The sequence below is a fragment of the Pseudomonas sp. H3_D04 genome, assembly GCF_054669175.1.
Window position 1 is genome coordinate 1,742,288 of record NZ_CP162801.1, and the last position, 12,641, is coordinate 1,754,928.

Here is a 12,641-nt window from a genome sequence, read left to right on the forward strand (position 1 = left end):
GGCGTTGGAGAGCATGCCATGGACCGTCTATCCCTTGCCGTAGAACCGGCGCAGTTGGAATGTGTACCGTCTCGCTTTTCCAGTGAACAACTGGCCCAGGCCCGGGCCCTGGCAACCGGTTCCGGCGAGCGGGTTCTGGAGGCCCTCGGGGGGTTGTGCGAACTGGCCCCCATGCCCTTCATCCAGTGCCTCGGCGCTACCCTGCATTATCCGGTGCTCGACACCGACACCCTGTTTCAAGCCACCCCGGTGTTCGACCGGGTCACCCTGGCCCAATGCCTCAAGCGCGAATTCATCCTGCTGCGTCATGACGATGCGGTCATTGGCGTGTTTGCCGATCCGTTCGACACAACCCGTCTGGCGTGGATCGACGACTGCCTGCACGGCGCGCCGCTGTACCTGGTGCATGCCGACGACCTGAAAGCCTACCTGGCGCGTCACGAAGAGAGTTTCCACGCGGTGGAATCGCTCAACGCCCAGGCCGACGCCAATGTCGAAATCGACACCCTGCAAAGCCTGTCCCTGACCAGCATCAGTGAAGACGCCAGCGTGGTGGTCAAACTGGTCAACTCGACCCTCTACGACGCGCTGAAAATGCACGCCAGCGACATCCACCTGGGCACCACCGGCAGCGGTCTGGTGATCAAGTACCGGATCGACGGCGTGCTGAACAACATCAGCAAAATCCAGGGCAGCGAGTTCGCCGAGCAGGTGATCTCCCGGGTCAAAGTCATGGCCGAACTGGACATCGGCGAAAAACGCGTGCCCCAGGACGGTCGCTTCAAGATCGGCATCAGCGGCCGGCAGATCGACTTCCGGGTCTCGATCATGCCGAGCATTTTTGGCGAAGACGCGGTGCTGCGGGTGCTCGACAAACAGGACCTGGCGGACAAGGTCAGCGGCGTGCAATTGCAAGCCCTGGGCTTTGAAGAAAACACCCTGCGCCAGCTGCGCCGGTTGGCCGCCGAACCCTACGGCATGGTGCTGGTGACCGGCCCGACCGGCAGCGGCAAGACCACCACGCTCTACGCCATGATCACCGAGATCAACCACGGCGTGGACAAGATCATCACCATTGAAGACCCGGTGGAGTACCAACTGCCGGGCGTGCTGCAAATCCCGGTCAATGAAAAGAAAGGCCTGACCTTTGCCCGTGGCCTGCGCTCGATCCTGCGCCATGACCCGGACAAGATCATGGTCGGTGAGATCCGCGACCCCGACACCGCACAGATCGCCGTGCAATCGGCCCTGACCGGGCACCTGGTGTTCACCACCATTCACGCCAACAACGTGTTCGACGTGATTGGCCGGTTCACCCAGATGGAAATCGACCCTTACAGCCTCGTCTCGGCCCTCAACGCCGTGCTCGCCCAGCGGCTGATCCGCCTGGTGTGCGCCAGTTGCAGCGCGCCGAGCACCCCGACCGATGAAGAACTACGCCTCTCAGGGCTCGATCCGCAAAAGGTCGATCACTACCACTTCGTCCATGGCAAAGGCTGCGGCCATTGCCGCGGCACCGGATATCGCGGGCGGACCGCGATTGCCGAGCTGCTGCACCTGGACGACGAACTGCGGCAGATGATCGTCGAGCGCCAACCCGTTTCGAAAATCAAGGCACACGCTTGCAATCGTGGCTTGCGCTTGTTGCGCGAGTCCGCTCTGGAACTGGTAGCTGAGGGGCGGACCACGCTCGAGGAGATCAATCGTGTCACTTTTGTCTCGTGATCGTTATGTCGCCGTACTCGGCGCCAGTGGTGTCGGCCTGGGTCAGCGCAAGGGTGGCGACACCTTGTGGCTGGGCAGCGTCGGCTTTATCGACGAAGGCTTCCATGCCTGGGCCGTCGCCCTCGAAACCCTCGACCGTTTGCTGGGCGAACACGCCCCGGCCGGTGCGGAACTGAGCGTGGTGGTCTCCGGTCACTTCAGCCGCTTCTGCCTGGTGCCCTGGAGCGAACAGATCAGCAGCCCCGACGAATTGCTCGGGTTTGCCCAACTGTGTTTCGAAGACCTCTACGGTGTACCGGCCCAACCCTGGAGCATGGTGCTGTCGGCTGAACCTGCGGGTTACGACCGGATCGCCACCGCGCTGCCGCAAGACTTGCTGACGCGTTTGCGCAACCTGGTCAGCGGTCGCGGCCTGCGCCTGCGGTCGGTGCAGCCGTACCTGATGGCGGCGTTCAATCACTTCGATAAAAGCCTCGACGCCGGTGACTTCCTGTTCGTGGTCGCCGAGCCCGTACGCAGTGTCTTGCTGCTGGCCAGGGAAGGGCGCTGGACCTCGGTGCGTTCGGTGGGCAGCAGCGACAGCGATGCCGCACTGACCGCGCTGATCGGCCGGGAAAGCCAGTTGCAAGCCTCCATCAGCGAGCGGCCGCTGAACGTTTACCTGCACGCGCCAGCGCGGATCGAGGTACAGCCCGACGTGCCCGGTGTGCACTTGCGCACCCTCGAAGAAGACCGGACAGCCGTACACGATTGTTTGTACGTGATGTCCCGGGCGGTGGCCTGATATGCGCGCCCTGACGCTCGACTTCCAGCCGCGCCGCCGTTCGGGCCCATTGGGCTGGAGCCTGCTGGCGGGCGGCGTGGTGCTGGTGGTGACCTGTTTTGTCGCCCAGCAGCACGTCGCCGAACAGACCTCGCAACAGCAAGGCCATCTGCAAAGTGCCCAGCGCGAACTCACCGGCGACACCGGCAGCAAAGTCACTTTGAGCCCGGCCGAAACCCGCGAGCAAGCACAGAACCTGGCAGAAATGCGCAAGGTCTCGCAGCAACTGCGCCGGCCTTGGGAACGTCTGTTCGCCATGCTCGAAGCGATGCCGCGCGACAACATCGCTTTGCTGACCCTGACCCCGGATGCCCGCAAGGGTCAGGTGCGCATCAGCGCCGAAGCACGGGACCTGGAAGCGATGCTCGACTTCCACCGCCGTCTCGAAGCCAGCGACGAGCTCTCCGATGTGTCGCTGCTCAGCCACGAAATTGTCGTGAAATCGCCGGAACAACCGGTGCAATTCAACCTGTCGGCTAGCTGGGAGATCGGCGATGCGAATCCCTAGATTGATCGTCCACGAATACCTGCAAGGCCTGGGTATGCCCGGCCTGGCAGGCTTGGCGATGTTGCTGCTGGCGCTGGCCTGGGCACTGGGTGGCCTGATGCCGGACTGGAATTCGTTGCAAACCCTCAGCCAGCAGACCCGCGAAGCCGGCGAGTACCTGGCCAAGGTTGAAGACGGCAGTGTCGCCGCCCCGGTGGTGCCGCAACGTCAGCTCGACGACTTCCGCAGCAAACTGCCGTCGCAGCCCCAGGCCACGGTGGCCATCGACAAGATCTACGCGCTGGCGGCCCAGGAACACATCACCCTGGCGCGCGGTGAATATTCATTGGGCATCGACCCCAAGACCCACTTGGCCCGTTATCAGATTCTGCTGCCGGTGCGGGGCAGCTACCCGCAACTGCGGCGCTTCCTGCACGCGTTGCTCGGCCAGTTGCCGGCCGTGGTGGTGGAGGACGTGGAGTTTCAGCGTAAAAAAATCGCCGACACCGACCTGACCGGGCGGATCCGCATGACCCTTTACCTGTCGAGGTCATGATGAATACCAAACGCGTAGTGGGCTGGGTGGCGTTCTTCGGCGTAGCTGCGGCGCTGACCTGGGGGCCTGATTACTTCATGCCTTCGGACGAAGGCGAGGCGTCGGTTGCGACCGCTGCCACGCCCGCCAAAAGCAAAATTCGCGGCACGCTGCCGGCCGCTTCAGCCAGTGGCAAACCCGCGGTGATCAAGGACCTGAGCCCGTCCGGCGATCTGTTCGCCGCCCGCAGCTGGAAGGCTGCACCGATGCTGGCCAGCGTCACCGAACAACCCGTCAACCAGACCCCGGTGGTGCCAGTCCCCAGCGTACCGCCGATGCCTTTCCAGTTCGTCGGCAAGCTCAATGACCGTTCCGACCTGCAAGTGTTTTTGCAGAACGGCGAGAAAATATACGTCGTGCGCAAAGGGGATGTGATCGACGACACCTGGCGGATCGAGGGGATTTCCGATGTGGAACTCAGCTTTGTCTACCTGCCTCTGCATTTGTCCCAGACCTTGTCTGTGGGGAGCACGCAATGAACAGTTCCCGTTTGTTGATGAACCTTTGTATATGCGCAGGGCTGGCTGCGTGCAGTTCGGCGCAGGTGGCCAAGCAGGAAGCAACCGACCTGATGGAGTCGGGGCAGTACGAAGCCGGCCTGGCGCGTATTGAGGAAGGGCTGAAAGAAAACCCCCGGGATACCGAGCTGCACCTGGCCCTGACCAGCGGCCGTGCCCGTGCCGTGACGGCATTGTTGACCCAGGCCGACATGGATCGCGCCCAGCGTGATTTCGCTTCGGCCCGTCTGGAGTATGGCCGGGTGTTGACCATTGAACCCAACAACCGCCGCGCCCAGGATTCAATGCGCCAGCTAGAGCACATGCGCAGTCTGGATGACAAACTCGAACTGGCCCGGGGTGACCTGCGTCGCGGCGACATCTACGGCGCCGACCGTCAGGTGAAACAGATCCTCGAACTGGACCCCAAGAATGGCGGTGCCCTGGAGTTGCAAGACAATATTCGTCTGGTGCAAAGCCGCAACGTCATTCCTTATCCGCAACTGCGCACCCGTCTCGACCGGCCGGTGACCCTGGAATTTCGCGACGCCAACCTGAAAACCATCTTCGAAGTGCTGTCCCAGGTCGCCGGTTTGAACTTCATCTTCGACAAGGATCTGCGCCCGGACATGAAAGCCACCATCTTCGTGCGAGACGTGCGCATCGAAGACGCCGTGGAACTGCTGCTGCAACAGAACCAGCTGCATCAGAAAGTGGTGAATGAAAACACCTTGCTGATCTACCCGGACTCGCCGCAGAAGCTCAAGGATTATCAAGAGCTGGTGATGCGCACGTTCTACCTGACCAGCATCGATGCCAACACTGCGCTGAACATGATCAAGACCATGCTCAAGACCCGTGACGTGTTCGTCGATGAACGCCTGAACACCCTGACCATGCGCGACACCGAAGACGCCATACGCATGGCCGAAAAACTCTTGCAGTCGCAGGACCAGTCCAACCCTGAAGTGGTGCTGGAAGTGGAGGTGATGGAAGTCGCGACTCAGCGGATTCTCGACCTGGGACTGCAATGGCCGAACACCTTCGGCGTGGTCAACAGCGACGGCTCGGCCGTGACCCTGCTCGATCAACTCAAAGGCATCAACTCCAGCCGGATCACCATCTCGCCATCGCCTCAGGCCAAGATCAACGCCCAGGACAATGACATCAACACCTTGGCCAGCCCGGTGATTCGCGTGAGCAACCGTGAACAGGCGCGCATCCACATCGGTCAGCGTGTGCCCATCATCAGCGCCACCTCCGTGCCGTCGACCCAAGGTCCGGTGATCACTGAAAGCGTCACCTACCTGGACGTCGGTCTGAAGCTCGAAGTGCAGCCGACCATCCATCTGAACAACGAAGTGGCGATCAAGATCGCACTCGAAGTCAGTAACGCCACGCCACTGGAACCGACCCGCCAAGGCACGATTCCGGTTCAGGTCGACACCCGCAATGCCCAAACCACGCTGCGCTTGCATGACGGCGAAACCCAGATCCTTGCTGGCCTGGTACGTAACGACCATGGCGCCACCGGCAACAAGATTCCGGGCCTGGGCGACATTCCCGGTCTTGGCCGGTTGTTCGGCAGCAACAAGGACACCGTCGGCAAATCGGAACTGGTGCTTTCCATCACCCCGCGCATCGTGCGCAACCTGCCGTACCAGAGCCCGTCGGACATGGAATTCCCCACCGGCACCGAAACCAGCATGCACATCCAGGCGCCTGACCGGCGGATGCAGGCGCCGATTCAGAATGAACACATCGATCGGCCGGTTGCGGTCAATTCCACCACTGTTGTCGTCGAGAAGCCTTGATCATGAACGCCTCGCAACGTGGTTTTACCTTGATCGAAGTCGTGGTGACGCTGGCCCTGATCGGCCTGCTGGCCGGCATGGCCGCGCCGCTGACCGAGACCGTGGTGCGCCGGGGCAAAGAGCAGGAATTGCGTGCGGCGCTGTACCAGATCCGCGACGCCATCGACGCCTACAAACGCGCCTTCGACGCCGGTTACATCGAGAAGTCGCTGAACAGCAGCGGCTATCCACCGAACCTGCAAGTGTTGGTGGAAGGTGTGCGTGATGTGCGCAGCGCCAAGGGTGCCAAGTTCTACTTTTTACGGCGCGTGCCCCATGACCCGCTGACGCCGGTCAAGCGTGACGATGAAGGTGGTTGGGGCTTGCGCTCTTACGACAGTACGGCTCAGAACCCGCGGGAGGGCGAAGACGTCTTTGACGTTTACTCCCATGCACGCGGCAAGGGTCTCAACGGCATCGCGTACAAGGAGTGGTGAATCATGCGTCGGGAAAAGGGTTTTACCCTGCTAGAGCTGATGGTGGTCATGGCAATCATCGCGACCCTGATGACCATCGCCTTGCCACGCTATTTCAACAGCCTCGAGGCCTCGAAAGAAACCACGCTGCGCCAGAGCCTGTCGGCCATGCGCGAAGCCCTGGATCACTACTACGGCGACACCGGGCGCTATCCCGATTCCCTGGAACAACTGGTGGAGCAGCGCTACTTGCGCAACCCGCCGATGGACCCGATTTCCGAACGCAAGGACCTCTGGGTGCTGGTCGCGCCGCCTGACGGCGTACCGGGCGGGGTCGCCGATATCAAAAGCGGTGCCACAGGGAGGGCGCGTGATGGCAGCCTTTATTCCGAGTGGTAAGCCCGCCGACGAGGCCGGGTTCACGTACCTGGGCGTGCTGTTTCTGATCATGCTGATGGGCATGGGCCTGGCCAGTGCCGGCGAGTTGTGGTCAACCGCCTCGCGCCGTGATCGCGAACGTCAGTTGCTGTGGGTCGGCACGCAATACGCCCAGGCGTTGCGCAGTTATTACCGCAGTTCTCCGGGGCTGGCGCAGTACCCGAAAGAACTTGAAGACCTGTTGCAGGACGAGCGTTTTCCAACGCCTAAACATCACATTCGCCAGCTCTACCCGGACCCGATCGGCGGCGGTGAATGGACACTGATGCGAGGGTTCGACGGACGCATCACCGGCCTCAGCAGTCCTTCCACGGACCTGCCGCTGAAGCAGTCGGATTTTCCCAGCCAGTGGTCGGACTTCACCGGCATGGCGAGCTACAAGGACTGGCAGTTCGTGGCCGAGAAAGCCTTCCTCGATGGTGCTTCGGGGCCGGTGAAAAACCAGGCCGGATCGCCTCAGGCGGTGTCGCCATGAACCGCCACTGGCTGCCGGCCCTGATCCTCGCGTGCGTGGCGACGTTCGCCAGCGCCGGGGAGGAAGACGAGATGCTGGGCTTTATCGTCGATGACACGATCTCGCACATCGGTCACGACTTTTACTACTCGTTCAGTGAACGCCTGCGTGCCACCAGCCCGATGGATTTCAACCTGGTGGTACGCGAACGACCTTCGGCACGCTGGGGCAGCCTGGTGACCGTGGAATATCAGCAGCGACTGGTTTATCGACGCTTCCTGCCGCCGAACACCGTGGAACTCAAGGACGAGGCCTATGACGCCGCCGACTGGGTTCGCGGACAGATTGTCCAGCGCAAGCTGGAAGCCTTGTTGCAGGACACTACGGACCTTGAGAGGGACGAATTATGAAAACGACAACGGTCTCACGGAACCTCGGGCTCTGGTTGATCGGGCTGGGCAGTTGCAGCCTGGTGCAGGCCACGGAGCTGGTTTACACGCCCATCAACCCTTCGTTCGGCGGCAACCCGTTGAACGGCACCTGGTTGCTGAACAACGCCCAGGCACAAAACGACTACGACGATCCTGACCTGAAAAACCGCACGTCTGTGGCCGGGACTTCGGCGCTCGAACGCTTCACCAGCCAGTTGCAGTCGCGGCTGCTGGGGCAGTTGCTGGACAACATCTCCACGGGCAACACCGGGAGCCTGTCCACCGACGCCTTTATCGTCAACGTCGTCGACGACTCCGGTGCACTGACCATTGAAGTGACCGACCGAGCGACCGGTGAAATTTCGGAAATCCAGGTGAATGGCCTCGCCCCTTGACGGGGATCAGGGTTGATGGGGAGAGACGGACATGAAAAAAATAATAGCGCTGGGGCTGATGTTGGCGGCATTGCAAGGGTGCAGTTTGCGCGAGAACGTGGGTGCCGAGCAGGACACCGAATCACCGACCCTGACACCCCGGGCGTCGACCTATTACGACTTGATCAACATGCCACGACCCAAGGGCCGGTTGATGGCGGTGGTGTACGGCTTCCGGGACCAGACCGGGCAGTACAAACCGACCCCGGCCAGTTCGTTTTCGACCAGCGTGACCCAGGGCGCGGCGAGCATGTTGATGGATGCGTTGCAGGCCAGCGGCTGGTTTGTGGTGCTGGAACGTGAAGGGCTGCAAAACCTGCTGACCGAGCGCAAGATCATTCGCGCCTCGCAGAAGAAGCCCAATACGCCGGTGAACATTCAGGGCGAGCTGCCACCGCTGCAAGCGGCGAACATGATGCTCGAAGGCGGGATCATCGCCTACGACACCAATGTGCGCAGTGGCGGGGAAGGGGCGCGCTACCTGGGGATCGATATTTCCCGGGAGTATCGGATAGATCAGGTCACGGTCAACCTGCGGGCGGTGGATGTACGCAGTGGGCAGGTGCTGGCGAATGTGATGACCAGCAAGACGATTTATTCCGTGGGCCGCAGTGCCGGGGTGTTCAAGTTTATCGAGTTCAAGAAGTTGCTTGAGGCTGAGGTCGGGTACACCACGAACGAGCCGGCGCAGTTGTGTGTGTTGTCGGCGATCGAGGCGGCTGTCGGGCACCTGTTGGCCCAGGGGATCGAACGGCGTTTGTGGCAGGTGGCGGGGGATAATTCTTCACCTGACAACAATGCGACGCTGGATCGTTACCTGACCCAGAACAAGGTTGTGCCTGAGGGTGAGGAAGAGTGAACCTAGGCGGCCTTCGGGCCGACCTGGTTCTTGTTGACTGAGTACATATCCATTGCTGCGGTAACGGCTGCTTATGGTTTCGCTCTTACAGCGACTCACTTTTCCAAACGCCGAAAAGTAAGCAAAAGGCTTCGCCCCAACGTCCGGCCCCTCGCCTAGGCTCGGCGTACCCTCGCTCCGGCATTCATCTGGGGGCATCGCCTCCGGTCGGCTTCGCTTCGACCTCCTCTCGATGTGTGCGGCTTCGCCGCACGGCGCTACGCGCCCACCCCCCAGATGAACGCCTCCACTCGGCCTCCCGACGGGGCGAGCAGATCAAGATCAAAAGCAGGCGAGCTAACGCTCGGCCTAATGAGTGGTGAAAAGCGAAGCGTGTACACCGAACCCCTTGTAGGAGCGAGGCTTGCCCGCGAAGGCGGCCTGACAGCCGACCAATATTTTGCAGGTACTCCCATTCCACTGTAGGAGCGAGGCTTGCCCGCGAAGGCGGTCTGACAGCCGAACAATCACTTGCAGATGTAGGTCATTCCCTGTGGGAGCGAGCCTGCTCGCGATGGGGGTGTGTCATTCAACATTGATTTCTGCTGATCCAATGCCATCGCGAGCAGGCTCACTCCTACAGGGAATGTGTGCTGATTTGAGGGGTGTGTTTAATTGTGTTTAGCGTTACTTCCTGAAAGCTACAGTTCCTTGCGCCGTTGCCTACGACTGCGCCAGAATCCGCCGGCTTGTGCGCTTTGTGCCTGGTCTTTATCGTTTCCGCATCGCTGCCAATCAGCGGTCGGGTTTAGCGACTCGGACCATTCAAAGTGCATCAATGCTCCAGACTTTCTAGCAGGCTTTTACGTCTGTAATTTCGTCATGGTGACTGTGTGCGGGAGACCTTCGGGTCTACCGGGTGCCTTTGACCGGTTCGCTAACCTGCATACAGTCGCCACCCTTATTTGTTTAGCGACGGGTTTTGGTGGCGCCAATTTTCAAAGGAGTTTCACCATGTTCAAAGCCACACCCAACCCCCCGCACTCCGACGACGTTTCTCCCTACGATCCCCTTGATCCCAAAAAGCTCAACGAAGCCGCCGACCGTGCGCTGGATCACTATCTCAATCCGCTGAAAAGCGCGATCCCGCCACGCAAGCCCAGCACCATTTACCTCATCGCCCCGGATATCGACACCGAAACCCTGTTGGTCAACGCTTGCGAATCCCTGGCTTCAGCCAGTGTCATGGCCAGCGACTTCGCCGGGTTTCTCGAGGGCCCGCAACGCAACACGATGCTGGCCCTCCAGCAAATCATTATGCTGGGCGAGCTGGCGGTGAATCGGGCGCTGGATAACGTCGTTCCGCAGGCGTAAACGCTGAGTCTGGAGCGGGAGGGTTTCTGTGGCGAGGGAGCTTGCTCCCGCTCGGCGGCGAAGCCGTCGTAAAACCAGTGAATGCGGTGTGTCAATGGAGATGCGTTTGCCGGGTTTAGGTCTGCTGCGCAGCCCAGCGGGAGCAAGCTCCCTCGCCACAGTATGAGTTCATCAAGTGGGCCGCGAATCGTTCGAAAGCGGCTTGTCAGGCATCCAATTCGCCGCAGCCTCACACAAAAAAACCGCGACCCACCCCCGAGGGCCGCGGTTTTTTATGCCTTGCGATTACTGCTGCAGCACAGTCGCCCGGTTGTCACTGCCCAACTGCTGAACCGTCGCCATTTGGGTCACGCCGCTCTGATCGACACTGGCCATGTTCCCGGTACCGCCCTGGGTCACGTAGGCGACGTTCATGGTGTCAGCCTGTTTGACGCTGATCATGTTGTCGCTGCCATACAGCTGCGTGGTGAATGCCTGGTTGCCCGTGCCGGACTGGTCGAACTCGGTGGTGTTGCCGGTGCCGTTGGTGGTGCCCTGGGCCAGGTTGGTGGTGCCGCGCTGGTCGGCGATCAGGATGTTGTCGCTGCCGTTCTGGTCGAAGTACAGCTCGTTATAGGAGTCGGCCTGGCTGATGGTGGTTTTGTTGCCTGTGCCGGTCTGGTTGGTGGTCATGATGTGGCCGACGCCATCCTGGTTGAAGCTGGCGATGTTGCCATTGCCGGCCTGGGTGACGGTCGCACGCTGGTTGCTGCCGAATTGGCCGCCCAGTTGCGGGCCTTTCCAGTTGCTGGCGTAGACCTTGTTTTCAGTGCCCACGGAGGTGGCGTTCAGCACATGGCTGTCGCCGCTCTGGTAGGTGAAGTGCACGTTGCCGGTGCCTTGCTGGTACAGCGCGAGCACCGAGCCGACGGAGTCGAACTGGTCGGCGTAGATGGCGTTGACGTCGCCAACTTGCAGGACCTGGGCGTTGTTGTTTTGGCCGAAGCTTTGGTCGACCACGGTTTCGTTGGTCTGTCCGTACTGGTTGACGGTGGCTTGACTATTAGCGGTTTGCCCGCCTTGCCAGACTTCACTGCCGTTGAAGTCGCCGAACTGGTTGATCGTGATGACGCCGCCGTTGCCGTCGCGTTGGTCGCCATAGGCATAGTTGCCTTCGCCGGCCTGGTTGATGCCGATCTCGCCGCCCATGTGCGCGATCTGCTCAGTGGTGCCGTAGTTGGCGGTGCCGTACTGGATGATCGTCGCGTTGTTGGCGATGCCCAGTTGAATCTGCTCGATATTGGCCTCGTTGGCGTCACCGAACTGGAAGGTCTGGCCTTTGGTGGCTTCCTGGCTGTCCTGATAGAGGAACGAGAAATTGCCGCTGCCCGTCTGTTGTTGCAGCGCCTGGTTTTCGCCCATGCCGATCGATTGACTGGCATGGCTGATGTTGAGACTGCCGACCTGTTGCTGGACGATGGTGCTGCCGTTCTCGAACAGTTGCTCAGCGTAACCGGCGTTGAAGTCGCCGGCCTGATCCTGGGTGATGGTGCCGGTGGCGGTGTCTTGCACCGCCATGGCATCGTTACCCTCGCCGAGTTGCTGTTGGGCTGCGGTACTGAACGGGGCCGCGGTCTGTTTCACTTCGGCAATGTTGGCGGTGCCGACCTGGGACTGGTTGGAAACGCTGTCGTCGGCCATTGCCTGGGCACTGACAATGACCAGGATGGCAGCGGTGAGGGGCGTCAGTTTGAACATGATGAAACCTCCAAGTGGTGCAGTGCTTTAGCGATATTGTTTGACCGAAACGCTCATGCCATTTCCCGACTGGGTCACGGCGCTTGAAAGTCCCGTACCGGCCTGGTCGATGCTGGCGTCGTTGTTATTGCCGTTCTGCGAAATCTGCGCGCGGTTGTGGCTGCCGTTTTGCGTGATTGAAGCGGCGTTGCCGGAACCTTGCTGGGTAATCAATGCCATGAGGTCGCTGCCTTGTTGCAGGATCCAGGCTTCCTGGTTACTGCCCGACTGGACGATGGTGCCGAGCAACGACTGGCCGTTCTGTTGCACCAGCGCCACGTTGGCCTGGCCGTTCTGGTCGATCAGCGCGTGCTGGCCAACCGGTGGAGGCAACTCGCCGAGGTCGGCGGAGGGTGCCAGGTCGTCGTTCTCCATCAAATCGTCGGCACGCGCGCCTGCACTGCTGCAAAGCAGAAGCAGGCAGAGCAGGGCGGCGGTCGGCGTTTTCATGGCGCTGTCCTGTGGGAAGAGGCCGGCCCCACCCACCGAATCGGCGGGTG

The 12,641-nt window shown here is 61.0% G+C and carries 15 protein-coding genes; 13 read left to right on the forward strand and 2 right to left on the reverse strand.

Going from position 1 to position 12,641, the window contains the following annotated elements:
* The first annotated feature begins 18 nt into the window (after window positions 1–18).
* The 13 genes from AB4N91_RS08190 (at window position 19) to AB4N91_RS08250 (ending at window position 10,365) form a co-directional block, all read left to right on the forward strand.
* Window positions 19–1,725: a GspE/PulE family protein gene (locus AB4N91_RS08190; RefSeq protein WP_169857027.1), complete on the forward strand. Its 1,707-nt coding sequence runs from the start codon at window positions 19–21 to the stop codon at window positions 1,723–1,725.
* Entirely contained in the window at window positions 1,706–2,509 is an 804-nt protein-coding gene (locus tag AB4N91_RS08195; RefSeq protein WP_042932742.1) for a hypothetical protein, read from the forward strand. The genes AB4N91_RS08190 and AB4N91_RS08195 overlap by 20 nt, the downstream gene beginning before the upstream one ends.
* A 1-nt stretch (window position 2,510) precedes the next feature.
* Entirely contained in the window at window positions 2,511–3,056 is a 546-nt protein-coding gene (locus tag AB4N91_RS08200) for a PilN domain-containing protein (protein ID WP_010455690.1), read from the forward strand.
* Complete coding sequence (locus AB4N91_RS08205; RefSeq protein WP_010455688.1) at window positions 3,043–3,591, forward strand: GspMb/PilO family protein; 549 nt, start codon at window positions 3,043–3,045, stop codon at window positions 3,589–3,591. Before AB4N91_RS08200 ends, AB4N91_RS08205 begins: the two co-directional genes overlap by 14 nt.
* On the forward strand, window positions 3,591–4,109 hold the full coding sequence (locus AB4N91_RS08210) for a hypothetical protein (RefSeq protein ID WP_010455686.1): 519 nt from the start codon (window positions 3,591–3,593) through the stop codon (window positions 4,107–4,109). Before AB4N91_RS08205 ends, AB4N91_RS08210 begins: the two co-directional genes overlap by 1 nt.
* Entirely contained in the window at window positions 4,106–5,941 is a 1,836-nt protein-coding gene (locus AB4N91_RS08215) for a type II secretion system protein GspD (RefSeq protein ID WP_077750408.1), read from the forward strand. The genes AB4N91_RS08210 and AB4N91_RS08215 overlap by 4 nt, the downstream gene beginning before the upstream one ends.
* A gap of 2 nt (window positions 5,942–5,943) precedes the next feature.
* Window positions 5,944–6,417 (forward strand): type II secretion system protein, encoded by a 474-nt coding sequence (locus tag AB4N91_RS08220; protein ID WP_042932743.1) that lies wholly within the window; start codon window positions 5,944–5,946, stop codon window positions 6,415–6,417.
* Window positions 6,418–6,420: 3 nt separating this feature from the next.
* Window positions 6,421–6,795, forward strand: coding sequence for a type II secretion system protein (locus AB4N91_RS08225; protein WP_042932745.1), 375 nt, complete (start codon window positions 6,421–6,423; stop codon window positions 6,793–6,795).
* The gene (locus AB4N91_RS08230; protein ID WP_077750409.1) at window positions 6,770–7,309 is read left to right on the forward strand and encodes a type II secretion system protein; all 540 of its coding nucleotides are present in this window, start codon (window positions 6,770–6,772) and stop codon (window positions 7,307–7,309) included. The genes AB4N91_RS08225 and AB4N91_RS08230 overlap by 26 nt, the downstream gene beginning before the upstream one ends.
* Window positions 7,306–7,698 (forward strand): curli production assembly/transport protein CsgE, encoded by a 393-nt coding sequence (gene csgE / locus AB4N91_RS08235; RefSeq protein ID WP_077750410.1) that lies wholly within the window; start codon window positions 7,306–7,308, stop codon window positions 7,696–7,698. The genes AB4N91_RS08230 and csgE overlap by 4 nt, the downstream gene beginning before the upstream one ends.
* Complete coding sequence (locus AB4N91_RS08240) at window positions 7,695–8,114, forward strand: curli assembly protein CsgF (RefSeq protein ID WP_010455676.1); 420 nt, start codon at window positions 7,695–7,697, stop codon at window positions 8,112–8,114. Before csgE ends, AB4N91_RS08240 begins: the two co-directional genes overlap by 4 nt.
* A gap of 31 nt (window positions 8,115–8,145) precedes the next feature.
* Window positions 8,146–9,012: a CsgG/HfaB family protein gene (locus tag AB4N91_RS08245; RefSeq protein ID WP_010455674.1), complete on the forward strand. Its 867-nt coding sequence runs from the start codon at window positions 8,146–8,148 to the stop codon at window positions 9,010–9,012.
* 993 nt (window positions 9,013–10,005) lie between these two features.
* The gene (locus AB4N91_RS08250) at window positions 10,006–10,365 is read left to right on the forward strand and encodes a DUF6124 family protein (protein WP_010455672.1); all 360 of its coding nucleotides are present in this window, start codon (window positions 10,006–10,008) and stop codon (window positions 10,363–10,365) included.
* Between the two features lie 285 nt (window positions 10,366–10,650).
* Here the strand turns inward: AB4N91_RS08250 and AB4N91_RS08255 are convergent, their stop codons facing one another.
* Both AB4N91_RS08255 and AB4N91_RS08260 read right to left on the reverse strand, forming a co-directional pair.
* Window positions 10,651–12,102, reverse strand: a complete 1,452-nt coding sequence (locus AB4N91_RS08255) for a curlin (protein ID WP_010455670.1) — start codon at window positions 12,100–12,102, stop codon at window positions 10,651–10,653.
* A gap of 27 nt (window positions 12,103–12,129) precedes the next feature.
* Window positions 12,130–12,591, reverse strand: coding sequence for a curlin (locus tag AB4N91_RS08260; RefSeq protein WP_077750527.1), 462 nt, complete (start codon window positions 12,589–12,591; stop codon window positions 12,130–12,132).
* Window positions 12,592–12,641: the final 50 nt, after the last annotated feature.